The 24394-nt window shown below is 36.6% G+C and carries 20 protein-coding genes; 13 read left to right on the top strand and 7 right to left on the bottom strand.

Annotated elements, in window-relative coordinates:
• Nucleotides 1–285 precede the first annotated feature (285 nt).
• The 3 genes from ACZ1AQ_RS14995 to ACZ1AQ_RS14985 all read right to left on the bottom strand — a co-directional run bounded on the left by ACZ1AQ_RS14995 (nucleotide 286) and on the right by ACZ1AQ_RS14985 (nucleotide 4330).
• Nucleotides 286–2013, bottom strand: a complete 1728-nt coding sequence (locus tag ACZ1AQ_RS14995) for a T9SS type A sorting domain-containing protein (protein ID WP_489633674.1) — start codon at nucleotides 2011–2013, stop codon at nucleotides 286–288.
• Nucleotides 2014–2407: 394 nt separating this feature from the next.
• Complete coding sequence (locus tag ACZ1AQ_RS14990; RefSeq protein ID WP_489633673.1) at nucleotides 2408–2695, bottom strand: hypothetical protein; 288 nt, start codon at nucleotides 2693–2695, stop codon at nucleotides 2408–2410.
• Between the two features lie 696 nt (nucleotides 2696–3391).
• Nucleotides 3392–4330 (bottom strand): L-threonine 3-dehydrogenase, encoded by a 939-nt coding sequence (locus ACZ1AQ_RS14985; protein WP_489633672.1) that lies wholly within the window; start codon nucleotides 4328–4330, stop codon nucleotides 3392–3394.
• Nucleotides 4331–4620: 290 nt separating this feature from the next.
• Between ACZ1AQ_RS14985 and susR the strand changes: the two genes are divergently transcribed.
• The 7 genes from susR (at nucleotide 4621) to ACZ1AQ_RS14950 (ending at nucleotide 14117) form a co-directional block, all read left to right on the top strand.
• Nucleotides 4621–6285 carry a SusR family glycan utilization regulator gene (susR, locus tag ACZ1AQ_RS14980; RefSeq protein WP_489633671.1) on the top strand — a complete coding sequence of 555 codons (1665 nt, stop codon included), beginning with the start codon at nucleotides 4621–4623 and terminating at the stop codon, nucleotides 6283–6285.
• Nucleotides 6286–6559: 274 nt separating this feature from the next.
• Nucleotides 6560–8677, top strand: coding sequence for a glycoside hydrolase family 97 protein (locus ACZ1AQ_RS14975; RefSeq protein ID WP_489633670.1), 2118 nt, complete (start codon nucleotides 6560–6562; stop codon nucleotides 8675–8677).
• Between the two features lie 177 nt (nucleotides 8678–8854).
• Nucleotides 8855–9463: a hypothetical protein gene (locus tag ACZ1AQ_RS14970; protein ID WP_489633669.1), complete on the top strand. Its 609-nt coding sequence runs from the start codon at nucleotides 8855–8857 to the stop codon at nucleotides 9461–9463.
• A gap of 40 nt (nucleotides 9464–9503) precedes the next feature.
• Nucleotides 9504–12821 (top strand): transcription-repair coupling factor, encoded by a 3318-nt coding sequence (gene mfd, locus ACZ1AQ_RS14965; RefSeq protein ID WP_489633675.1) that lies wholly within the window; start codon nucleotides 9504–9506, stop codon nucleotides 12819–12821.
• A 144-nt stretch (nucleotides 12822–12965) separates the two neighbouring features.
• The gene (locus ACZ1AQ_RS14960) at nucleotides 12966–13202 is read left to right on the top strand and encodes a hypothetical protein (protein ID WP_438061829.1); all 237 of its coding nucleotides are present in this window, start codon (nucleotides 12966–12968) and stop codon (nucleotides 13200–13202) included.
• On the top strand, nucleotides 13184–13483 hold the full coding sequence (locus ACZ1AQ_RS14955) for a type II toxin-antitoxin system RelE/ParE family toxin (protein ID WP_489633668.1): 300 nt from the start codon (nucleotides 13184–13186) through the stop codon (nucleotides 13481–13483). Before ACZ1AQ_RS14960 ends, ACZ1AQ_RS14955 begins: the two co-directional genes overlap by 19 nt.
• Before the next feature lie 70 nt (nucleotides 13484–13553).
• On the top strand, nucleotides 13554–14117 hold the full coding sequence (locus ACZ1AQ_RS14950; protein WP_489633667.1) for a DUF4256 domain-containing protein: 564 nt from the start codon (nucleotides 13554–13556) through the stop codon (nucleotides 14115–14117).
• Nucleotides 14118–14126: 9 nt separating this feature from the next.
• Here ACZ1AQ_RS14950 and ACZ1AQ_RS14945 read toward each other — a convergent pair whose 3' ends face one another.
• A complete protein-coding gene (locus ACZ1AQ_RS14945) occupies nucleotides 14127–14336 on the bottom strand; it encodes a PKD domain-containing protein (RefSeq protein ID WP_489633666.1) in 210 nt (69 codons plus the stop codon).
• Between the two features lie 313 nt (nucleotides 14337–14649).
• On the opposite strand from ACZ1AQ_RS14945, the gene ACZ1AQ_RS14940 reads away from it, so the two are divergent.
• Both ACZ1AQ_RS14940 and ACZ1AQ_RS14935 read left to right on the top strand, forming a co-directional pair.
• The gene (locus ACZ1AQ_RS14940; RefSeq protein WP_489633665.1) at nucleotides 14650–15105 is read left to right on the top strand and encodes a VOC family protein; all 456 of its coding nucleotides are present in this window, start codon (nucleotides 14650–14652) and stop codon (nucleotides 15103–15105) included.
• 255 nt (nucleotides 15106–15360) lie between these two features.
• Nucleotides 15361–16086, top strand: coding sequence for a metallophosphoesterase family protein (locus ACZ1AQ_RS14935; protein WP_489633664.1), 726 nt, complete (start codon nucleotides 15361–15363; stop codon nucleotides 16084–16086).
• A gap of 208 nt (nucleotides 16087–16294) precedes the next feature.
• Here ACZ1AQ_RS14935 and amaB read toward each other — a convergent pair whose 3' ends face one another.
• A complete protein-coding gene (gene amaB / locus ACZ1AQ_RS14930; protein ID WP_489633663.1) occupies nucleotides 16295–17848 on the bottom strand; it encodes an L-piperidine-6-carboxylate dehydrogenase in 1554 nt (517 codons plus the stop codon).
• A gap of 247 nt (nucleotides 17849–18095) precedes the next feature.
• On the opposite strand from amaB, the gene ACZ1AQ_RS14925 reads away from it, so the two are divergent.
• Entirely contained in the window at nucleotides 18096–19052 is a 957-nt protein-coding gene (locus ACZ1AQ_RS14925) for an MBL fold metallo-hydrolase (protein WP_489633662.1), read from the top strand.
• A gap of 385 nt (nucleotides 19053–19437) precedes the next feature.
• Here ACZ1AQ_RS14925 and ACZ1AQ_RS14920 read toward each other — a convergent pair whose 3' ends face one another.
• Together ACZ1AQ_RS14920 and ACZ1AQ_RS14915 are read right to left on the bottom strand one after the other, a co-directional pair.
• Nucleotides 19438–19977: a 3-hydroxyanthranilate 3,4-dioxygenase gene (locus ACZ1AQ_RS14920; RefSeq protein WP_489633661.1), complete on the bottom strand. Its 540-nt coding sequence runs from the start codon at nucleotides 19975–19977 to the stop codon at nucleotides 19438–19440.
• A 257-nt stretch (nucleotides 19978–20234) separates the two neighbouring features.
• Entirely contained in the window at nucleotides 20235–21344 is a 1110-nt protein-coding gene (locus ACZ1AQ_RS14915) for an endonuclease/exonuclease/phosphatase family protein (protein ID WP_489633660.1), read from the bottom strand.
• A 235-nt stretch (nucleotides 21345–21579) separates the two neighbouring features.
• On the opposite strand from ACZ1AQ_RS14915, the gene ACZ1AQ_RS14910 reads away from it, so the two are divergent.
• From ACZ1AQ_RS14910 to ACZ1AQ_RS14900, 3 genes are all read left to right on the top strand, one after another.
• On the top strand, nucleotides 21580–22476 hold the full coding sequence (locus tag ACZ1AQ_RS14910) for a S66 peptidase family protein (protein WP_489633659.1): 897 nt from the start codon (nucleotides 21580–21582) through the stop codon (nucleotides 22474–22476).
• Between the two features lie 472 nt (nucleotides 22477–22948).
• On the top strand, nucleotides 22949–23308 hold the full coding sequence (locus ACZ1AQ_RS14905) for a YraN family protein (protein ID WP_489633658.1): 360 nt from the start codon (nucleotides 22949–22951) through the stop codon (nucleotides 23306–23308).
• Nucleotides 23309–23429: 121 nt separating this feature from the next.
• Nucleotides 23430–24086: an aspartate kinase gene (locus ACZ1AQ_RS14900; RefSeq protein ID WP_489633657.1), complete on the top strand. Its 657-nt coding sequence runs from the start codon at nucleotides 23430–23432 to the stop codon at nucleotides 24084–24086.
• The last annotated feature ends 308 nt before the right edge of the window (nucleotides 24087–24394 follow it).

Here is a 24394-nt window from a genome sequence, read left to right as displayed (position 1 = left end):
ATAACTTATGAAAGGCACAACAAACCTTCGTGTAATTCTTATTCGAAGGCTTGTTATGTCTTTTTTTAAACTAAAAAATAAATAAATTTTTAGTTTGTATATATCATAGTAATCGGGGCTAGGCGAGGACTTTTGGTTTTTATAATAAAAAAACGGCAATATCGAATTAGAAATATTGCAGTTTTATTTTTTTATGCTACAAACGTTATGAATTGAATTATATATTAATAGTCTCATTTTATAAACGACTTTTTATAATTGTCTTTTAAAAAACTACAGGGAAAGTTAATTATTTTTTATTATTTTCTTGTTACCTATTTTTACATTTTTATAATAAAAATCAATTAAATAAGTGCCATATGATAAAAAACTTAAATCTACATATGGTGAAGAGAAGCTCTTTTTTTCAAACATTAATTTACCTGAATAATCATATATCCTAATTTCATCTATTTCATCATTATAATTAATATTAAGTAGTTTATTTGTGGGATTAGGAAAAACAGTTATATTTTTTTGGGTTGAAATAATGCTATTTAAATCTAATAAATTATTCATGTTTAACTTAATGAATAAAACATCTGTATCGCCATTCCCACTATTATTAGATATCTTATTACCTAAAACCATTAATGGATTTTCGACAAATGCACCTGAAATATACAGATTATTTTCATTATCAATAATTAAAGCATTTGGGTTATCAATTGTAGGGTATGGATTACCGGTATTAGCTCCATTTTCTGCTTTAAAATTTGTAATAAAATAAGGTTTAAAGTCAATTAAATTCATTTTCATTAATAAGAGATTTTCATTCATATAGCCAATACTATTAAAAGATGGAGAAAATGTTCCATTTGAAAATGTTATTGGCCATTTGAAGCTAGTGAATATTATTAAATCATTTTCAAAATCAGCCATTAGACCTTTATTTATATGTTGAGTAAAATAACTTCCTTGTGTAGCAAATACTTTATTAACAGTACAATTAGTAAATTGATATTTTCTCAAAAAATTTCCATTCGTTGTATCAAACTCTAAAAGATTTGCGGTCGGCATATCTCTGTTTTGAGCTATTGTGCATAATTTTTCTAATTTGTAATTATTAGTGATTACATCTTGAAAATTATGTCCCCAAACATATATTTTATTATTTTTCGATATATGTATATTAGATGGATAAAGTAATCCCGAAGCATTGCTAAATTTGCTCAATTCTATTTTCCAATTAAAACTCAAATCTGATTTAAATTTTATAAGTACCGAATATTGGTTAGTGCAAGGGTGTAAATCAGAAATACCAACAAAATAAATGTTCTCGTCATAATCTATTGAAGCATCTATGATATAATCGTCATAATCTTCACCATAGTTAATTGCTTTTATAAACCTTCCATTCGATTCGAATTTGGCTATTAAAAAATCAAGCCCAGAACGATAGATCCAACTATTACAATCATAATACTTTTGACTTTTTACTGTATATTGATTATCCACTTTGATCTCGTCTTGAAATTGTCCTAAAACATATATATTGTTATTTTTATACAAAACTTTAGCACCATTACTAGCAAAAGACCCCATACTTTTTACCCAAATCACCTCTCCTTTTGAATTTATTTTCAATAAATTAATACCTGAATAGTACGTTTTTTTATTGAATTCAAAAGATAAACCTGGTATTGAATTTATAGCAACTAATGAATAAATATTATCAAATTCATCCGTTGTAGTTGATAAAAAACTATAAAAATCAGAAGTTGCACCTGTAATTTCATTAAAAGCCCATACAATACTACCTGTGTCATCTAATTTATAAAGACCTTGTAATCCAAAAGCGGTATTAGTTGAAGTAGTTAACACCGATCCATCAGAAACCTTATCAATATCAATCGCATAATCTTCGACCCAACGACCAAGATTTATTCCAAATTGAAAAGTTTGTGCAGAAACACTAAATGAATGAACTATGAATAGTATAAATGCAAAATGTTTTACGGAAGTAGATTTCATTATGAAAAAATCTTGTTTGAAAATTAGAACTAGTTTTAAATTTAATCAAAAGTATATTAAAATATTTTTATTACAAAAAATACTATTTTTTTTATATTTTAGAATTGAGAATTTTTAATACTTTTTGAAGCCCAATACTTTATCTTTTTTAAATGTTTTTGTCATCTGTAAATCTGATTAAAGATTCACTACTTTTTCTGATAATGTGTTTAGAATGTAACTTAGCTAGATTACAAATCTAAAAGAGCATCATAATTATGATTACTTAAAAAAGGTTGGTTATTATTACGTTTTTATGTAGGGTTTAATACGATGTGTAAATTGAAGATAATTCACGCAGTGTTATACTTTGTAGGAGTAGCGGATATTTTAGTTGTTATTTATTACACCTTGATTAATTGTGCAATACAAGAATGTAAAGGATGCAAATGATTAGGAATCCATTAAATAAGATGATATTCTGAAACCCGTTTTCGGTTAATTTTTTATCGAAATAGAGATACAACAAGCTAACTATAACCGAAATTATTAATCCAACAGAAAAGTATAAAGTTGCGCCACTTAATCCTGACATCAGTTTATGAGTATAATCATTTACTTTTGATGTTACTTCGGTAATGTTTTTAAAAATATAACTCTCTTTGAGTGTTACTTTGCTCTCAGTAATATAGGTTTCTTTCATAGAAAATTTTTTACCTTTTTTCGTGTAAAAAACATACCCTACTAGAACTTTGCTTTTGTTAAATCTATTGCTAGAATTGGTTTCGTAAATCTCACTGTAAGAAATGATTTCTTCAGTAATTGTTTTGTTTGGTAAAATGTAGGAATCAATAAAAAACAGTCCAAAAACTAACGGAATAAAAAGCAGAATATAGATTGTGATTTTTTTGTATTTATCAATCATTTGTAACAGAAATAAAAAGTTTTGAAAGATGACGGTATTCAAAAATAGGTTTTTTCGTTCATCTTTACAATTTCATAGCCGATTAAAATGTAGCTTTATAATAATACCTACAAGGTTTTGAAAACCTTGCAGGAGCTAGGTTTATAGCTTACACTATGCATTATGAAAACGACTCGTCTCAACTAGCCCCGGGAGGAGCGGCATCCTTTGCTGATGGGGTTCGGCAGCAAAGATATAGCGGATCACGGGAGGGGAAGTGTGGAGATATCCGTTCGTGTGCTCCTAATGAATGCACTAAAAAAACTAAGGCGCATAAAGATTTAAGTTAAAAAAGGAATAACTTAAATGTCCTTATGTGCCTTATAGGATTTAAAAAGCAGCCACGAATTCAACTTCTATGGGCTACTTTCTGCTTACTATTACAAGAAAAACTTTAATGACTTAAATGTTCGAAAACAGTAGGCAGTTGCCGATTTATTTCAAATGTTCGAGCATATCTACCGTCATATTGTCGAGGGTAAAATGGTGGTTCCAACCCCAATCTTCGCGCGCACGGCTATCATCGATGCTCGCAGGCCAACTGTCGGCGATTTTTTGACGGAAATCAGGTGCATAACTGATGGTGAAATCAGGAATGTGCTTTTTGATTTCGGCGGCGATTTCGGTGGGCGTAAAACTCATCGCGGCCAAGTTGTACGACGAACGAATCTTGATTTGCTCCGCTGGCGCCTGCATTATTTGGATGGTAGCTGCAATGGCGTCGTCCATATACATCATTGGCATTTTGGTTTCGGCCGACAAGAAACATTCGTACGATTGGTTTTCGAGGGCTTTGTGGTAAATGTCTACCGCATAATCTGTAGTGCCGCCGCCAGGAGGTGAAGACCAGCTAATCAAGCCCGGATAACGGATGCTGCGTACGTCTACGCCAAAAAGGTTGTGGTAGTATTCGCACCATCTTTCGCCCGACTGTTTGCTAATGCCATACACGGTCGAAGGCTCCATTATGGTGTATTGAGGCGTATTTTCTTTGGGAGTAGTAGGTCCGAAAACTGCAATACTCGAAGGCCAGAATATTTTTTTGATTTTTCCGGCTTTGGCCAAATTCAGGACGTGAAACAAGGAATTCATATTCAAATCCCAAGCAAAGGCGGGGTTTTTTTCGGCAGTAGCCGAAAGCAAAGCGGCCATCAAATAGACATCGGTGATTTGGTGCACTTCGACCAAATGTTCGATTTGGTTAAAATCGAGCGCATTGATGACTTCAAAAGGACCTGAGTTGACCACATCTACATTCAGTTTTCGAATATCGGAGGCGATGACGTTCTCGGTACCGTAAATTTTTCTCAATTTTTGGGTCAGTTCCGTTCCGATTTGACCACACGCGCCAATGATTAATATTTTTGGATTCATAAGTTGCCGTTTTAAAAGAACAAAGATAGGAATTTATCTTAAAAATATCGATTTCGCAAAAATGACAATAAATTTAATAAAAAAATGTAATTGTTGCTTTGAATTCCTTTAAAATATTAAATAGTAAATAAAAAATACTCACTTGCAGCCAGTGATGCTCTGAAAATGTTGAGAAAAGAATTAGAGGTTTTTGTCTTTATGAAAAACAAATTAGTTGAAGTATGGCTGTGGAACTCTTAAAGAGGTTTAAATAATAGAGTTGAAAATGAATTTATAGCTATTTTTACCAAATGAATTTGAAGGTACAAATCACGAAAGTGTTTCTTTTAGGAGCGCTCCTTTTTCCAAGCTGTTTTTGGGGGCAGCGTGAGGTGACTACTTTGTTACAACAATTGGATCACACGGTTGCAGACTATCCGAATGCTATTACCAAAAAAGAAAAGCGGTTACAGTATCTCAAAGATGAGTTGCGTTACAGTACTTCTAACGAGCAACGGTATGCGATTTATGTACAACTTCATTCAGAGTATACAGCCTTTCAATTGGATTCGGCGCTTACTTATGCTAGAAAAAGTTGGCAAGTAGCCCTAGCTTTAAACGATTTAGAAAAAGTAAACGGGGCTCAGCTCAATGTAGCGATGATATTAGGTACTTCAGGTATGTATAAAGAGTCGATTGACTTGTTGGAGTCCATACCCGTGAACACCACACCAAGTATCAAAGGATATTATTTCGGCACGTACCGAATTGTCTATGGTTACTTGACTGAATATGCGGCTTCGGCTTTAGAAAAACAAAAGTACAAGGCATTGACTCAACGCTACCGAGATTCTTCTATGTTGTATTTTCAGCCGAAAAGTCGAGAATTTTGTATTGCAAATACCGATGTTTTATTTGAAAAAAAGCTGTACGATCAAGCGATTGCTGCGTTACTTCGTTTTTACACGTCAACATCTGCTCAGGATCCCGATCAAGCGGTTTTAGCGTATTTGATTGCAGAAGGCTATCGATTAAAAAAAGATAAAGAACAACAAAAAAAGTGGTTGATTCTTTCGGCTATTTCTGATGTACAATTGGCCAAAAAAGAAAATATTTCGTTGCGTAAAATAGCTTTTATCTTGTATGAAGAAGGCGATATTGATCGGGCGTACACCTACATCAAGCGATCTTTGGAAGACGCCTTGTTTTGTAATGCCAAACTACGGACTTATGAAATTTCTAAAATGCTGCCCATCATTAACCAAGCTTACGAAAATAAAAACGAAACCAATCGTACACAATTGACCATTTTTCTGTTAGCGGTAAGCATTTTGTCGTTAATCCTATTAGGCGCTTTGGTATTGCTTTTCAAACAAATGCGAAAAGTAGCTGCGGCCCAAAAGGCCCTTACCTTGGCCAATGAACAACTTTCTAATTTGAATCAGGACTTAAAAGAAATCAATCAACGACTAAATGATACCAATGCAACCTTGGCCGAAGCGAGTTTGTTGAAGGAAATTTATATTGGCCGTTATATGGACCAATGTTCGGATTATATTGGTAAACTTGAGGAATATAGTCAAAAGCTTAAAGTAATGGCAACGGCTGGAAAAGTAAATGAGTTGCTCAAATTGGTCAAATCGAATGCGCCTGTTGAAAATGAATTAAGGGAATTTTACACCCAATTTGACCAAACTTTCTTGGAATTGTTTCCCTCTTTTATTCAAGATTTTTCGGATTTATTGTCCGATCAAGATGCGATTCATTTGAAAAAAGGCGAACTACTCAACACCGAATTGCGCATTTTTGCTTTGATTCGTTTAGGGATAAAAGACAGTGCCAAAATTGCGGTGTTTTTGAGATATTCTGTTTCTACCATTTACAATTACCGCTCTCAATTAAAAAACAAAGCACGAGGTCCAAGAGAAGAATTCGAAAATCAAGTGCTATTAATTGGAACTGCTCAGGAAAAATAACCACTTTTAATTCGTATTGCTACCACTTTTTTTGTTCACTTTTATTTTGTAAATAATTGAAATATAGTGTTTTGTAATATTTTAAATCTACTTTTTTTTTACGCTATCGTTTTCACTGTGATAAAGCGACTAATTTTGTTGGTATAGTTTTTTATACCGAAAAGGAATTTTTAAGGCTACTGATTACATCGATTTCGATGAATTTCTCACTTTGTATTGATTACTTTTTGGCATCGCATCTCCTAAACGTTTAATCCTTTTTATTCAAAAAAAAATGAAACACTTCTTATTCTCCGCATTCCTTTTTTGTATCGGAATGATTTCGGCACAAGCCCAGCAATTGCAATCGCCCGATAAACAATTGGTAATGACATTTTCATTGCTTTCGGATGGCACTCCAAGTTATACACTTAGTTATAAAGGCAAAGAAGTTATAAAACCCAGTACTTTAGGATTCGAATTGAAAAACGATAAAAAATCCTTACGAAATGATTTCGCAATTGCCGATACCAAAACGGCAACTTTTGATGAAAGTTGGAAACCAGTTTGGGGAGAAGTGGCTTCCATTCGCAACCATTACAACGAATTGGCGGTTACTTTAAATCAAAAAGAAACCCAACGTCAAATGGTGATTCGCTTTCGTTTATTTAACGAAGGACTAGGATTTCGCTATGAATTTCTTTTGCAAAAAAACCTATCTTATTTTGTAATCAAAGAAGAAAAAACCCAGTTTGCTATGACCGGAGATCACACGGCTTTTTGGATTCCGGGAGATTATGATACACAAGAATACGATTATACCACTTCGAAATTATCTGAAATTAGAGGATTTAGCGAAAAAGCCAAAACGGCCAATTTATCCCAAACCACCTTCTCTCCAACCGGTGTGCAAACTTCTTTGTTGATGAAAACTAAAGAAGGATTGTATATCAACTTACACGAAGCCGCGTTGATCAATTACTCTTGCATGCATTTGAATTTGGATGACAAAAACATGATTTTCGAATCGTGGTTGACCCCAGACCAATTTGGCGACAAAGGTTTGATGCAAGCGCCACACAATACACCATGGCGTACTATTATAGTGAGCGATGATGCCAGAAATATTTTGGCCTCTAAAATGACATTGAATTTAAACGATCCTTGTAAAATTGAAGATACTTCTTGGATAAAACCTATGAAATATGTTGGGGTTTGGTGGGAAATGATTACCGATAAAAGCACTTGGTCGTATACCGATGAATTGCCTTCGGTGCAACTTGGTGTTACCGATTTCACTAAAGTAAAACCCAACGGTCGTCACGGAGCTACTACCGAAAATGTGAAAAAATACATTGATTTTGCTGCGCAACACGGATTTGACGGGGTTTTGGTTGAAGGATGGAACGAAGGCTGGGAAGATTGGTTTGGCCATTCCAAAGATTATGTTTTTGATTTCGTAACTCCTTATCCAGATTTTGATGTCAAAGGAATTCGTGACTATGCGAAGTCCAAAGGAGTAAAAATGATTATGCATCACGAAACTTCTGGATCGATTCGTAATTATGAGCGTCATATGGACAAAGCCTACCAATTCATGAAAGACAATGGTTATGACGCTGTAAAAAGTGGTTATGTGGGCAACATTTTGCCGCTAGGTTCTAATCATTACAGCCAATGGACCAACAACCACTATCAATACGCGGTAGAAAAAGCAGCCGAATACAAAATTATGGTCAACGCACACGAAGCCGTGCGACCAACCGGAATTTGCAGAACCTATCCTAATTTGATTGGTAATGAATCGGCTAGAGGAACAGAATACCAATCTTTTGGTGGTTCCAAACCAAATCACGTGACACTCTTGCCATTTATGCGCTTGTTAGGTGGCCCTATGGATTATACACCCGGTATTTTCGAAATGAATATCAGTTCGTTTAGTCCAACGAACAAATCGCATGTCAACAGTACCTTGGCCAATCAATTAGCCTTGTATGTAACAATGTACAGCCCCTTACAAATGGCGGCTGATTTTCCAGAACATTACAACAAATTTGCAGATGCTTTCCAGTTTATTAAAGACGTTGCGATAGATTGGGACGAAAGTAAATATCTTGAAGCCGAACCCGGTGATTATATTACCGTAGCAAGAAAAGCCAAAGGAACAAACAACTGGTTCATTGGAAACGTAAACGGCGAAACACCAAGAACGTCTAAAATAAAACTAGACTTTTTGGATAAAGGAAAAACGTATGAAGCCACCATTTATGCTGATGCTAAAGATGCTCATTACAAAACGAATCCACAAGCATATACCATTCGAAAAGTAAAGGTAAACAACAAATCGCAATTGTCTCAATATGCTGCTCCAGGTGGAGGATACGCTGTGAGTATTGTGGAAATAAAAAAATAATTCCTAAACACCCTTTGGAATCTACGGATACAATTGGTTTTGTTTGAAGCAAATGAGCTCGGTCTTGTACTGGGCTCTTTGCATTGGTAATAACACAAAGAATTCTGAAAACCCAAAATGGAAAATCCTATAACTTAAATTTACTTTGTAACTTTGTGCTTTTAATATATTCTTCAGATGAAACACCAATTCTGGTTCCTTTTTGTAGTTGTACTTTTTTTGTCTTCTTGCAACGATGACAACAAACTCCGAATGGAAGCGCAAAAAAAGGAAGCGCAAAAAAACGAAATCATATTTACCAATATCAACAAAGGCTGGGTTTTTCAGGCTGCACCTATAAATGTCGTTGCAGAAAACAGTATGTCTTTCTGGCCTCAGTGGCGAACATTTATGGACGAATTGGCTCAAAAACCGAAAAGTTCAATTAGTGCTTTTCAAAAGAAATCCAAAGCTTTGACCAAAAAAGCATTGGAATTAAAAGACAATATTCCTGGACAATACAACAATCCAGCTATCAAAAGCAGGATTTCGATTTTGATAACCAATGTAAGTTTGTTGGATATGTACTTGCATTTGACTCAAATTCCATATAAAAAAGTAGTCAAACAAGTAGGTGAAATTAATCTGGAATTGATTGCTTTGCAACGCGAAATGGACAAAATTGATGTAAAAAGTAAGATTCCTGTTGAAGCAGGAGAGTCTGAAATGTTGCAAATGATAAGAGATACCGCAAGAGCGATTCCATCTAGTATGCCACCTTCACAAAATACCCCACGCGTTGAGTAAGCCAATTTTATACAGTACCTACGAGAAATCACCTAAGTGTATTCAAATAAGTGCGAGTTTGACAGCACAACCCGCCAGCAAATTGCATTTGACGGGTTTACTAGGTTCTGCTTTTTCATTTATTACGCATTCGTTGTTTACGAAAACCGAATTGCCTTTTTTATTGGTGTTCAATAACAAAGAGGAAGCTGCTTATTACTTGAACGATATGGAGCAATTGGTGGGTGAAAAAGATGTACTGTTTTATCCCGCCTCTTTCCGAAGACCGTATCAAATAGAAGAAACCGACAACGCCAATGTTTTGTTAAGAGCTGAGGTATTGAACCGCATCAATTCGCGTAAAAAACCCGCCGTAATTGTCACCTATCCCGAAGCACTTTTTGAAAAAGTAGTCACCCGAAAGGAATTGGACAAAAACACCTTGAAAGTGGCAGTCGGGGATAAGATTTCTATCGATTTTATCAATGAGGTGTTGTTTGAATACGAGTTCAAAAGAGTCGATTTTATTACCGAACCCGGAGAATTTTCCGTGCGTGGAGGCATTGTAGACGTCTTTTCGTTTTCGAATGACAATCCGTACCGCATCGAGTTTTTTGGCAACGAAGTCGAAAGTATTCGAACCTTTGATGTCGCCACCCAATTATCGATAGAGACCAAGAAAAAAATCACGATTATTCCCAATGTAGAAAACTCCTTTTTTCAGGAAAATCGGGAATCTTTTCTAGATTATATCTCGCCACAAACGGTGATTTTTATTCAAAATACCGAACTGTTGTTGGCCGATTTGGACAAACATTTTAGCAAAGCCGAAGAAGCTTTCGCGAAATTATCCCAAGAAATCAAACGCTCCACACCCGAGCAATTGTTTTTAAATCAAGCGAATTTCATCCAGCGTGCTGTAGATTTTTCGGTCGTAGAATGGGGAAGCAAAGCGATTTTTAAAACCTCAAAAACGTTTCCATTTCATTTTCAGCCACAACCTTCATTCAACAAACAATTTGATTTGTTGTTGAATAATCTGAATGAAAACCATTTTAACGGCTACAAAAATTATTTGTTTTGTTCCAATGACGGACAAGTGAAACGCTTTCACGATATTTTTGAATCATTAGACGAAGCCAATGCCGAAAACATTCGAAAGCAATACCATACTATCGTGTTGCCTATGTATCAAGGCTTTATCGACGATGAAAACCAAATTGCTTGTTACACCGACCACCAGATTTTTGAACGTTATCACAAATTCAGCATCAAAAACGGCTATTCGAAAAAGCAAAACATTACGCTAAAGGAATTAACCTCCCTTTCGGTTGGCGATTATGTGACACATATTGACCACGGAATTGGGAAATTTGGTGGTTTGCAAAAAATACAAGTCGAAGGCAAAACCCAAGAAGCGATTAAGTTGGTCTATGCCGATAATGACATTGTGTATGTGAGCATTCATTCGCTACACAAAATTTCGAAATACAACGGTAAAGACGGCACACCACCCAAAATTTACAAATTAGGCTCGAATGCTTGGAAAGCGTTAAAGCAAAAAACCAAAGCGAGAGTCAAACATATTGCGTTCAATTTGATTCAGTTGTACGCCAAACGTCGCTTGGAAAAAGGCTTTCAATTTGCGCCTGATAGTTATTTGCAAAACGAGTTGGAAAGTTCGTTTATTTACGAAGACACGCCCGACCAAGTAAAATCGACTCAGGATGTTAAAGCCGATATGGAAAGCGAACGCCCAATGGACCGATTGGTTTGTGGTGACGTTGGTTTTGGTAAAACCGAAGTGGCGATTCGTGCTGCTTTCAAAGCCGTGGACAATAGCAAACAAGTGGCGGTTTTGGTGCCCACCACGATTTTGGCCTACCAACATTTCCGAACGTTTAGCGAGCGATTGAAAGATATGCCGGTAACGGTGGGCTATTTGAACCGTTTTAGAACTGCCAAGCAAAAAGCAGAAACCCTAAAGCAACTCGCCGAAGGGAAATTAGATATTGTCATCGGTACACACCAATTGGTCAACAAAAATGTGGTCTTCAAAGATTTAGGTTTGTTGATTGTAGACGAGGAGCAAAAGTTTGGCGTAAATGTAAAAGACAAACTCAAAACCATTGCGGCTAATGTAGATACGCTAACCCTTACCGCAACGCCTATTCCAAGAACCTTGCAGTTTTCGTTGATGGCGGCCAGAGATTTGTCGGTAATTACTACGCCACCGCCCAATCGTTATCCGATAGAAACCCACGTGGTTGGGTTTAATGAAGAAACCATTCGAGATGCGATTTCGTATGAAATTCAGCGTAATGGTCAAGTATATTTCATCAATAACCGCATTGAAAATATTAAGGAAATCGCGGGTATGATTCAGCGTTTGGTGCCCAACGCACGAGTAGGCATTGGTCACGCTCAAATGGATGGCAAAAAACTCGAAGAATTGATGTTGGCGTTTATGAACGGTGAATTCGATGTTTTGGTAGCCACCACCATCATCGAAAGCGGATTGGATGTGCCCAATGCGAACACCATTTTCATTAATAATGCGAATAATTTTGGACTGTCGGATTTGCACCAAATGCGAGGACGTGTGGGACGAAGCAACAAAAAAGCGTTTTGTTATTTCATTTGTCCGCCGTATTCTGCAATGACCGAAGAAGCCCGAAAACGCATCCAGGCCTTGGAACAATTTAGCGAATTGGGTAGCGGTTTCAACATTGCGATGAAGGATTTAGAGATTCGTGGTGCTGGAGATTTGTTGGGAGGCGAGCAAAGTGGTTTCATCAATGAGATTGGTTTTGATACCTATCAAAAAATTATGAACGAAGCCATTGAGGAACTTAAGGAGAATGAATTCAAAGAGTTGTATCCCGAAGAGAACAACATCGAAACCAAACAATACGTAAAAGACCTCCAACTCGACACTGATTTTGAGTTGTTATTCCCAGATGAATACATCAATACCGTTTCGGAGCGATTGCTGTTGTACAACGAGCTTGGAGAAGTCAAAAACGAAGAAGAACTGACCGTTTTCATCAACAAGTTGATAGACCGATTTGGACCTTTGCCAGCAAGAGCCAATGCCTTAATGAACAGTATTCGTATTAAGTGGATTGCCACTCGCGTAGGCATCGAAAAACTAGTGCTCAAACAAGGCAAAATGATTGGCTATTTTGTTTCCGACCAACAATCCGATTTTTACCAATCGAATCGCTTCAATAAAGTCTTGGATTTTGTACAAAAGCATCCCAATCTATGCAAAATGAAAGAAAAGCAAACCCCCGCAGGCCTGCGTTTGTTGCTGACTTTTGATAATGCCAAAACCACCCGAAGATGCTTGGAGTTGATGGAATTATTGGGAGGGTAGAAGTAGGTTTTAAGAAGAAAATTGTTTTACTTTCAAATTATTCATTTTGTTTGAAGTAATATAACTATTGTACTTTTAAAGGTTTTGTAACTTTCTGTGAATTAGAAATAAATTGTTTATTTTTGAAATTAAAAAATTGGCGTAATGGATAGTACTTCACAACTAAAGAAAAATTTGATTTCAAGGATAAAAGAGTCAAAAGATGTAAATTTTTTAAGTGCTTTACAGACCATTTTTGATTCCTCAGAGCAAGAACTATATCAGTTAACAAACGAACAAGAGGCTTCAATTGAAATTTCTAGAGCAGAACTACAAGAAGGTAAATTTCGTAAAAACGACCAAGTAATTTCAGAATTGAGAGAATGGCTCCAAAAGAAATAGTTTGGTCAACTTTATCCGAAATTCAGTTCAAAACGATACTTGAGTTTTATTACTACAGAAATGGAAATGCAAATTACAGTATGAAATTTCTATCGGAAGTAGAAGATTTATTAGAAACGTTATCCAAAACACCTTTTATTGGAAGACTAACTTCTAACAAGTTTACTCGTGTTATTCCAGTAAAAAAGTACTTGATTTTTTATGAGATACGAGAGAATACTATTGAAATTGTAGCTTTTTGGGATAATCGACAAGATTCAGAAAAACGAAAAGTTAGATAATTGCTGTTTTCTTCTTTTTATATTCGATTTCGAAAAGGAGTTTCGATTATAATTTTCTAATTCTAAACCAATGCTCCCTCTACAACCCCTTACTTCCGAAGAACAAAAGCAATTGTTGCAATTGCTACAAAAACGTTTTGAGCAAAATAGCCATCGGCATCAAGGCATTCAGTGGGAGAACGTAGTGACAAAATTACAGCAACAACCGTTGAAGTTGCAATCGCTCCAAGCTATGGAAGAAACTGGTGGTGAACCAGATGTGGTGGGGTATGATGAGGTTACTAATGAATGTCTTTTTTATGATTGTTCTGCCGAGAGTCCCAAAGGACGTCGCAGTTGGTGTTATGATGCCAAAGCTTTAGACGAAAGAAAAGAATTCAAACCCGAAAATTCTGCTGTAGCAGCGGCTGAAGCGATGGGAATTAAGCTATTAAACGAATCCGAATACCGCTATTTGCAACAATTTGGACCATTCGATACCAAAACTTCTAGTTGGTTGTTGACGCCCGCTCCAATTCGCGCTTTAGGAGGTGCTTTATTTGGGGATTACCGTTACAAAACAGTTTTTGTCTATCACAATGGCGCATCATCCTATTATGCAGCCAGAGGGTTTAGAGGTAGTTTGCGAGTGTAACTTCAAAATCTACGGAATAGTTACGGTAGTTTCTAAAGTAGTCGTGCAAGAAGAATTTCCTTTATTCAGGGTTACTTTTGCTTTTACGGTGTATTTGCCTGCTGCGGTAAAAATATGTTCAGCCGTGGTGCCACTTAACGTTGCTTTTTGACCGTCACCAAAATCCCATTGAATGGTGTTATTCAATGAAAGTGATCCAGTGTATCGAACAGTGTACAAGCTTTTCTTTTGATTTTGAGTATCTAATGAATGCGAAAGCTTTAAGTTGATTTGTTCCGTTAGACAATCTACAATTCTTTCGACATCTGAAGAACAAGAGCTATAAACTCCACCAAAACCAATGCAAAATATGACTAAAATAAGTACTAGCTTTTCATCGAATGAAATTTTTAAAAAGACTAGTATAAATTTATTTATTTTTTGCTAATTACCAAACTAGCAAATAGTGATTCCCTTTTTAAGTACTTGATCATCAAGGTTTTTTGTAAATGACGATTAAACACTATATTTATGAAATAAAACCATAATAATTATGAAAAAAGCAATTACGTGCATATTGTTTCTTTGGGTAATTTGCTTGTACGCCCAAGAAAAAACAACCTTGGGATTAACGTTGAATCATCTGGCTATTTCGGTAAGAAATGTCAATAAAGCAGCAGATTTTTATTCCAAAATCTTGTACTTACCCGAGATTACCAATCGCACTCAAAAAGAAGGCATTCGTTGGTTTTCTTTAGGAGATGGCAAAGAGTTGCATTTGGTTTCTACGATTACTTCGCCTGTGACAATCAACAAGGCGGTGCATTTGGCTTTAACAACGCCACATTTTGATGCCTTGATAGCACAATTGCAAAAAGAACACATTCCATTTTCCGATTGGCCAGGAGAGCCCAACAAAATTACTACCCGTGCTGATGGAATTCAGCAAATTTATTTTCAGGATCCAGATGGGTATTGGATAGAGGTTAATAGTGTTGCAAGCAAATAATTTATTTAGATTCTCCGTACCTCCTGCCAAGAGATTAAACTTTGAAAATTTACTTGATGTCTCTGCGGCTTAGCAAGCTAAAACTCACCCAAAGGCGCGGAGGGGCAAAGAACAGAAAGTACCAAGGATATAAATAATTTAAGCAATACAAGACTACTTTAGAATGGTACAATTCACGGATAGTCATATAATTTAAAATAAATCAAGTGTATTTTTCCCCTATTTTTGCATTTTTATTTTAGAATACCACACTATATGAGAACATTAGTTATTGGAGATATACACGGTGGTTTGCGTGCCTTGCATCAAGTGTTGGAGCGAGCCAAAGTAACCCCTTCCGATCAATTGATTTTTTTGGGCGATTATGTCGATGGCTGGAGCCAGTCCCCACAAGTCATCGATTTGCTCATCCAGATGAAAAAAACACACAATATCATCTGTATTAAAGGGAATCACGATGAACTTTTTTTGGACTATCTCGATAGCGGTAAAGACAATCCTTTGTGGTACAAACACGGTGGAGAAGCAACCGTATTGGCTTATGAAAAAGTGGACAAAGCTACCATTCAGCAGCATATCGAATTCTTACACTCTTTAGACAATTATTATCTTGACGAGCAGAACCGATTGTTTATTCACGCGGGTTTTACCAATCTTAATGGAATTCATTACGAATATTTTCCACGCTTATTTTATTGGGATCGAACCCTTTGGGAAACGGCTGTTGCCTTGGATAAATCCTTGCCCAAAGACCATTTATCTTATCCCAAACGCCTAACGCTTTACAACGAAATTTATATTGGCCACACTCCAGTCACTCGATTAGAGCAAACCATACCCGTTCAAATGGCCAATGTTTGGAATGTAGACACCGGCGCCGCCTTCAAAGGACCACTCACAATTATGGATATCGATACCAAAGAATATTGGCAAAGCGAACCCTTACATCAGTTGTATTTCGACGAAAAAGGAAGAAATTAAAGTTTTTTAGGAGCAGTAGGCAAAAGGCTTTTTTGGGAGCATAGTCCCGCTGTCCTTCCAATCTTTTTATCCCGAAAAAGGGATAAAAAGGATTTTCCCTCCCATCGGGGCTAGGGAGTTACATTAGTCATTTTTTGGAAACAATTAGTCATAAAAAACCCTTTCAGTATGAAAAACTGAAAGGGTTTTCATTTATATAAACTGAATATTACAAATCAAATTTAATCCCTTGTGCCAAAGGCAAATTGGTCGTATAATTGATGGTATTCGTTTGGCGACGCATATACACTTTCCAAGCGTCAGATCCTGATTCTCTTCCGCCACCAGTTTCTTTTTCTCCACCAAAAGCACCTCCAATTTCGGCTCCCGAAGTTCCAATATTCACGTTGGCAATCCCACAATCCGACCCCGCTACTGACAAGAAACGTTCTGCTTCACGCAAATTATTGGTCATAATAGCAGAAGACAAACCTTGAGCCACACCATTTTGTATTTCGATCGCGTTTTCCACATCGCCATTGTATTTTAATAAATATAATACAGGTGCAAAGGTTTCGTGTTGTACAATTTCGAAGCTATTTTGAGCTTCAGCAATAGCTGGTTTTACATAGCAACCGCTCTCATAGCCTTCACCCGTGAGGACGCCACCTTCTACTAAGATTTTACCGCCTTCGGCTACTACTTTGGTCAACGCTTGATTATACATCTCAACAGCTTGTTTGTCAATAAGTGGTCCCACGTGGTTTTTTTCATCCAATGGATTTCCAATTCTCAATTGCCCGTAAGCAGCCACAATAGCGTCTTTTACTTTGTCATAGATACTTTCGTGGATGATTAATCTACGGGTTGAGGTACAACGTTGTCCTGCGGTTCCAACAGCGCCAAAAACAGCTCCAATCACCGTCATTTTGATATCTGCATCAGGAGTCACAATTATCGCATTGTTTCCACCCAATTCTAAAAGCGATTTTCCTAAACGACCAGCAACCGTTTGTGCTACAATTTTCCCCATTCTAGTTGAACCCGTAGCCGAAACTAAGGGAACACGAGTGTCTTTGGTTAACAATTCACCAATAGTGTAATCACCGTTAATCAAACAAGAAATTCCTTCTGGAAGGTTGTTTTCTTTTAACACTTCGGCAATAATATTTTGACAAGCTATTCCGCATAGAGGTGTTTTCTCAGAAGGTTTCCAAACACACACATCACCACAAATCCAAGCCAAAGCGGTATTCCAAGCCCAAACCGCTACCGGAAAGTTGAAGGCAGAAATAATACCTACTACCCCAAGCGAATGGTATTGCTCATACATTCTGTGTCCAGGACGCTCAGAATGCATCGTCAATCCGTGTAACTGACGGGACAATCCTACTGCAAAGTCACAAATATCAATCATTTCCTGAACTTCGCCGTAGCCTTCTTGCAACGATTTTCCCATTTCATAAGAAACTAATTTCCCTAAGGCTTCTTTGTTTTGGCGTAATTTTTCTCCAAACTGACGTACAATTTCTCCACGTTGTGGGGCTGGCATCAATCGAAATGTTTTGAAAGCAGCTGTCGCAGTTTGCATCACTTTTTCATAATCCGCAGCTGAACTTGTCGTTACTGAGGCAATTAATTGTCCGTCTACAGGAGAATAACTTTCTAATAATGAACCGCTCGCAAAATGCTGCGTTCCAGTAGAAGTTCCTTCATTTACCGCTTTAATTCCTAGTTGCGCTAGGGCTTCGTTCATTCCGAATTGAGTTGCTATTGTTGTCATTGTAACTTTTTTAGTTAAAATTGTTATATTTTTTTCGTAAAGATAGTGTTTAGAAGCAAATTTCAAAGAAGTGTTCCTAGTTAAAATTAGTAAACACCAAAAAATCAAGACTTTCTGTTGATTGAAGTCCTTTTGAGAAGCCGTAAAAGTAACCTAAATCGCAAAATTAAGGCAGATTTGATTTAAAAAAAACAGCCATTTTCAGCAGAAGCCGTACTTTTAGCCTTTAATTTTCAATGCAGAAAAGATGAGAAAAGTGTTGGGTTTGCTACTGTTATTTTTTGTGAGCACATTAGTTTCTTTTGGACAAAACACAAAACCCGTTTTTGAAGTGGTCCCTTTGGGAGTATATGGCGGAATCGATGAGCGTAATTTGTCGGCCTATTTAGTGGCTCCTATCGGGACAAAGGAATACGTTTGTTTAGATGCTGGAACCGTTCATTCCGGTATTGAAAAAGCAATTGAAAAAGGCACTTTTTCTGTGCCTTCGAGTACTGTTTTGCGCCAATACATCAAAGGCTATTGTATTTCACACGCGCATTTGGACCACGTGTCTGGTTTGATTATCAATTCGCCCGCCGACTCGACCAAAACCGTTTACGCGATAGCTCCGGCTATGAAAATGATGCAAAACCATTATTTTAACGACCAGACTTGGGCGAATTTTGGCGATGAAGGTTTGGGGAAACCCTTAAAAAAATACCATTTCGAAACTCTTTCTTTTGGAAAAACCATACCCATTTCGAATACCTCAATGACGGTGCAAGCATTTCCGTTGAGTCACGTAAATCCCTACGAAAGCACTGCATTTTTAATCAAAAAAGATAACAATGCAATCTTGTATTTAGGCGATACAGGACCTGATTCTGTAGAAAAAACCACAAACCTAGCCGACCTTTGGAAAGCTATCGCACCATTGATTCAAAGGCAAGAGTTGAAAGGTATTTTGATAGAAGTTTCGTTTCCTAACGAACAACCCGATGCGTTCCTATTCGGACACTTAACACCAAAACATTTGATGAAAGAAATGCAGGTTTTGGCAGCACTCACTGGCAAAGAAGCCTTGCAAAAGTGCAAAATCATCATTACCCATTTGAAGCCTCCTGCTGCTTCCATCCAAAAAATAAAGCAACAATTAGCGGCTCCAAACGAGTTGGGATTGACTTTTGTTTTTCCTGAACAAGGGGTGCGTATGGAGTTGTAGTTTATTATTGAAAAAAATGAAACATATAAGGCATTTAAGGTCATTTAAGTTTCGCTTAAATCCGTACTAAAAGTTTAACCACAAAGTTCGCAAGGTTTTACGCAAGGGACGCAAAGTGAAAGAGTATTGTTTTGTGTAAAAAATTTAACCACAAAGGACACAAGGTTTTGCACTAAGTTCACAAAGGAATGCTATATAATTTTGTGCTTCTTCGTGACTTCTTTGTGTTGCTTCGTGGTAAAAAAACAGCAGTGTTCAAAAAGTAAATTCTTAAATGACCTTAAATACCTTATATGGTTCAATAACAATAAGATAATTCACAAGCATTTACACGAAGGATGCAAAACTCCTATGACTTATATGTTTTAAAAATTTATCCCAACGATCATTTCTTCCCCATAAATCTTGGGTCGGTATCCATCACGGTGCCACAATTTTGGCAAGTACGTAACGTCTCAGAACTATAGAAATGTTGAAAATGAGGGAGAAAATCTTTTTCAATGTTGTGGAGTTCAAAATAAACTTCGTGCAGTTTGTGATTACAACTATCACAATGCCAAAGCAAACCATCGGTAAAGCCCAAACCAGCTCTTTTGCGTTCAATCACTAGTCCAATAGAACCTTCGGAACGTACAGGCGAGTGCGGAATTTTAGCGGGATGCAAATACATATCTCCCGCGTGCAGTTCCATTTCCTTACGCTGTCCTTCTTCTTGAATGATGACTTTTATACTGCCTTCGAGTTGGTAAAAAAGCTCTTCCGTTTCGTTGTAGTGGTAATCTTTTCGGGCATTCGGACCCGCCACAATCATCACGATATAGTCGCCTGAATCAACATAAAGATTCTTGTTGCCAACGGGTGGTTTTAGTAACTCACGGTTATCTTGAATCCATTGGTTAAGGTTGAAGGGTTTTGCTATGGCCATTGTTTTTGTGCTAAAATTGGAAAGGCTAAGATAAGGAAAATGATACTATCAAATGATACTATCAAAAACCACTTCTTCCCCTACTTAACGGAATGTGCTTATAAAAAAGTTAGCCACCAATTGCACCAATTATCACAAATACACATCGAAATTGAAACCGAATGTCTCGAATTTCATCAATCTTAATAATTTGTGCCATTAAAACACATTATAATTCGTTATTTATTAGTGAATTCGTGGCGGAAATTATCGAGTGCCTATTTCCCTTCTCTAATCAAATAAACATACACAGGGAAATGGTCGCTGTACCCAACTTCGGTTAGGGAATGCCTGAGTGGATAGCCTTTGAATTTTCCCTGAGTTTGAATGAGGTAATTCCGTTGGAAAATGCCTGCTTTCCAATACTGCCAAGTCGAATAATCCGAACTGAGCCAGGTTCCTGTAAGCATAATTTGGTCAAAAACATCCCAAGCATCTTGGTGTGCAATGGTTCCCAATCCCTTGCTCAACAAAGTTTTAAAAGGATTGAAGATTTCGTGTGGAGTTACCGCTGTTTTCTTTCCTTTGGCACCCAAAGCCACTTTTATGCTCTTGTTATGAGGACCATCGTTGAGGTCACCCATCGTGATGATTTTTGCATTGACATTGAGTTGTTGTAGCGAATCGATAATTTTCTTGTTCAGTTTTCCTGCGGCTTCTCGGTAGGCGCTTGTTTTTTGCTCTCCACCTGAACGAGAAGGCCAGTGATTGATAAGGAGATGGATTTCTTCTCCTTCCAAATAGCCACTAACGAGCAATTGGTCTCGAGTGTATATCCTTTTGGTTGGTGCTAAAATAGGAACATCATCTTCTGTTTTTTCAGCCAATGATGCAGCAGTATTGGTTTTTTCAGACTCAGTAGTAGCATTCAAATACAAGGGAATCGCACTGTAATTTGTCGGTCGAAACCATTTTTTTCGGTATAACAAAGCCACATCAATGCCGCGCTTGTCGGGCGAATCAAAGTGAATGATACCATATTCGGCCTCTTGTAGTTGGGATTGTTGAATCAAATCTTCGAGTACGGCTCGGTTTTCGATTTCGCATCCGCCGATAAAAGTGGGCAATTCTTTGTTTTCGGGCGTACCAATTTCCGAAAGGACTTGTGCCAAATGCTGGAGCTTGGTTTGGTATTTTGCTTTCGTCCAGCGATGCAAACCATCGGGTGTCCATTCTTCGTCAAAAGTATCGGGGTCGTTGATGGTGTCAAAAAGGTTTTCAAAATTGTAAAACGCAACCGTATGTATTTTGAATTTTTTGGTTTGTGAAAATAGAGGAGATGTCCCCAAAGCAAGCAAGAGTCCAAAAATCAACCAGTTATACTTCATATATATTATACTAAAATCGCTACAAGTAAAGTTAAGGGATTTCCATTAGAAACCGCTGCATATTTTAGGATTTGCCTATATTTGTTTTTATAACTTAGTTTTGAAACTATTGAAATCCAACTTAAACATTATTACAAATCGACAAGCAAAAGCCAATAGCAAGGGTCATTTTTTATGGCAAGCTTTGTTTTTTGTTTTTGTATGCTCGATTACTAACAGTCAAGCTCAAAAAAAGATGATTACACCACCCGTACTTCAAAAAGGAGATACCGTTGCCATTGTGGCTACCGCTCGAAAAAATATCGAAGATAATTTACAACCTACTATCGACTTATTGCATAGCTGGGGGCTAGAAGTGGTGATTGGAAGCACCATTGGTTTAGACCAAAATCAATTGGCGGGGACCGATGCGCAACGTGCGGCCGATTTTCAAAAGCAAATGGACAATCCTAATATTAAAGCGATTTGGTGTGCCCGTGGCGGTTATGGAACGGTGAGAATGATTGATTTATTGGATTTTTCAACTTTCAAAAAGCATCCTAAATGGATTGTAGGCTTTAGTGATGTTACGGTTTTGCACAATCATTTGAATACGTTGGGCTACAAAACCATACACGGAACGATGCCTGTGAGTATTCCTAGAACCGCTCCAGAATCGATTGCTACTTTATACAAAGCCTTGTTTGGGCAACCTTTATCCTACACTATTGAATCAACTGCAATGAATCGTCTGGGCAAAGCCAAAGGTGAACTGGTAGGTGGGAATTTATCGATTTTGTATAGTTTGTTTGGTTCGCCTTCTGCTATTGATTGTTCGGATAAAATTCTTTTTATCGAAGATTTAGATGAGTATTTGTACCACATCGACCGTATGATGATGAACCTGAAACGCAACGGTTGTTTAGAAAGCATCAAAGGAATTATCGTAGGCGGTATGACCAAAATGAAGGATAACGATATTCCTTGGGGCAAAAATGCACTTGAAATAATTGATGACGTAACCAAATCCTATAACATTCCCGTGGTATTTAATTTCCCAGCGGGACATATCAAGGACAATCGCGCGTTGATTTTGGGAAACACCATCACACTTGAAGTCACGGCTACAGGGACTACTGTGGTATTTGAATAGTTTTTAGTTTAAACATATAAGTTTACAATTATTTATTGAACCATATAAGGTATTGAAGGGCAGATAAGTTGGATTTTAACCACGAAGGACACAAAGGCGGGCACAAGGTTCACATAGAAAGATGGTTTTCTTTTATTCGATTAATTCACAATAATCATTGTACCTAAATGACCTTATATGCCTTATATGGTTCAAAAACTGATTACAGATTAAAAAAGCGAGAGTAAATATTGTCAAAATCATCAATTGCATCCTGCTTTAGCGGGATGTTTTTTAATGAGAATCTAGAAAGGCTTTAGCCCAAATTATGTTCTATTTTGGCTAAAGCCTGATGTGGGTTTGCATTATTATGAATGGACTAAAGTCCATTCCTATTCAAATCTTAAATGACCTTATTTGCCTTATATGGTGAATTTAAAAAAACGAATATGACTTATATGTTTAAAATTTCAAAAGGGTTTTGATTTAAAATATGGCAGCACATAACGAATTAGGAAAACTAGGTGAGGAGCTAGCGGTTGATTTTCTGAAAAAAGAAGGTTACACGATTTTAGCAACGAATTGGATTTTTCAGAAGGCGGAGATTGATATTTTGGCTCAAAAAGAGGATATTTTGGCCGTTGTTGAGGTCAAAACAAGGTCTTCTATCGAGTTTGGATTGCCTCAAGACTTTGTAAAACCCAAAAAAATCCAATTATTGGTAAAAGCTGTCGATGCTTATGTAACCCTCAACGAAATCGATGTAAATGTACGATTTGATATTATTGCGATTCATAAACAAAAGGAATCCTTTGCTATTGAACACCTTACCGATGCTTTTTTTCATTTTTAATCAAAAAAACCTAATGTTATATTTGTAACAAATTGTTTTTTATTTATCTTTGCAAAGAGATTTAACACATTTTGTCAGTTAAATCTAATCTTTCTCTAAAAAAATTAAAAATGTATTTGTTATGAAAACTGTTTCTTCAATTGTAGAAAATTACATCAAAACCAAACCTTTTTTATTGAACGCTCTTTCAATGGGTATTATCAACTTGACTTCATTATCTCGGAATATTATGACCGAATTAGAAAGTGAATTTGGTAAAGAAGTAAAGCAAGGTGCTGTGGTGATGGCTTTGAAACGATTAACAGAAGAATTGGATTTCAAATTGAATCATAAAATCAATAAAGTAATCAAAAACATTGGTGAAATTACCGTACGCTCGGAGCTTACGGATTACACTTTTGCGGTTTCTGACACTGTTTTAAACAAGCAAGCTGATTTGATTACCGACATTAATACGTTTTCGGATATTTTCTATACTTCCTCACGTGGAGTTAATGAGATTAACATTGTAGTGAGTAATAGCGTGAATCACTTAGTTGAAAAACATTTTTCTAGTGAGAAATTGATTCAGAAATTAGAAAATTTAGCCTCGATTACGGTTAAGTTACCAAAAGAAAACATAGTGGTTCCGGGTATTTACTACTTCATTTTTCAGCGTTTGGCTTGGGAAGGAATTATTATCAATGAGGTGATTTCGACTTCGAATGAGTTTACTATTTTGGTGAGTGAGAATGAAGTAGATGTAGCCTTTAAAGTAATCAAAGACTTGAAAAATTAGGAATACATTCCAAAATAATATGAAATGAGCGTGACCGAAAATTTGTCGTAAAAACCAATGAAGATATGCGAATTACATATGACCGATAAAAAACAATAAATATCAACTTATGAAAACGAGGCCTAGTGCTTCGTTTTTTTGTGCAAGAAAGTCAAAGAAATGTTTACAAAAAAAGACTATGCTCACTCTTAGCCCCGATTACTATGATATATACAAACTAAAAATTTATTTATTTTTTAGTTTAAAAAAAGACATAACAAGCCTTCGAATAAGAATTACACGAAGGTTTGTTGTGCCTTTCATAAGTT

Source organism: Flavobacterium sp. UM26 (assembly GCF_057922445.1).
Note: the sequence above shows the minus strand (reverse complement) of the source record. Positions and strands in the feature narration are given on the sequence as shown.

Coding starts and splice junctions, on each gene's coding strand:
- ACZ1AQ_RS14995 (WP_489633674.1), bottom strand. CDS start 2,013: ATGAAATCTACTTCCGTAAAACATTTTGCATTTATACTATTCATAGTT.
- ACZ1AQ_RS14990 (WP_489633673.1), bottom strand. CDS start 2,695: ATGAAAGAAACCTATATTACTGAGAGCAAAGTAACACTCAAAGAGAGT.
- ACZ1AQ_RS14985 (WP_489633672.1), bottom strand. CDS start 4,330: ATGAATCCAAAAATATTAATCATTGGCGCGTGTGGTCAAATCGGAACG.
- susR (WP_489633671.1), top strand. CDS start 4,621: ATGAATTTGAAGGTACAAATCACGAAAGTGTTTCTTTTAGGAGCGCTC.
- ACZ1AQ_RS14975 (WP_489633670.1), top strand. CDS start 6,560: ATGAAACACTTCTTATTCTCCGCATTCCTTTTTTGTATCGGAATGATT.
- ACZ1AQ_RS14970 (WP_489633669.1), top strand. CDS start 8,855: ATGAAACACCAATTCTGGTTCCTTTTTGTAGTTGTACTTTTTTTGTCT.
- ACZ1AQ_RS14960 (WP_438061829.1), top strand. CDS start 12,966: ATGGATAGTACTTCACAACTAAAGAAAAATTTGATTTCAAGGATAAAA.
- ACZ1AQ_RS14955 (WP_489633668.1), top strand. CDS start 13,184: ATGGCTCCAAAAGAAATAGTTTGGTCAACTTTATCCGAAATTCAGTTC.
- ACZ1AQ_RS14950 (WP_489633667.1), top strand. CDS start 13,554: ATGCTCCCTCTACAACCCCTTACTTCCGAAGAACAAAAGCAATTGTTG.
- ACZ1AQ_RS14940 (WP_489633665.1), top strand. CDS start 14,650: ATGAAAAAAGCAATTACGTGCATATTGTTTCTTTGGGTAATTTGCTTG.
- ACZ1AQ_RS14935 (WP_489633664.1), top strand. CDS start 15,361: ATGAGAACATTAGTTATTGGAGATATACACGGTGGTTTGCGTGCCTTG.
- amaB (WP_489633663.1), bottom strand. CDS start 17,848: ATGACAACAATAGCAACTCAATTCGGAATGAACGAAGCCCTAGCGCAA.
- ACZ1AQ_RS14925 (WP_489633662.1), top strand. CDS start 18,096: ATGAGAAAAGTGTTGGGTTTGCTACTGTTATTTTTTGTGAGCACATTA.
- ACZ1AQ_RS14920 (WP_489633661.1), bottom strand. CDS start 19,977: ATGGCCATAGCAAAACCCTTCAACCTTAACCAATGGATTCAAGATAAC.
- ACZ1AQ_RS14915 (WP_489633660.1), bottom strand. CDS start 21,344: ATGAAGTATAACTGGTTGATTTTTGGACTCTTGCTTGCTTTGGGGACA.
- ACZ1AQ_RS14910 (WP_489633659.1), top strand. CDS start 21,580: ATGATTACACCACCCGTACTTCAAAAAGGAGATACCGTTGCCATTGTG.
- ACZ1AQ_RS14905 (WP_489633658.1), top strand. CDS start 22,949: ATGGCAGCACATAACGAATTAGGAAAACTAGGTGAGGAGCTAGCGGTT.
- ACZ1AQ_RS14900 (WP_489633657.1), top strand. CDS start 23,430: ATGAAAACTGTTTCTTCAATTGTAGAAAATTACATCAAAACCAAACCT.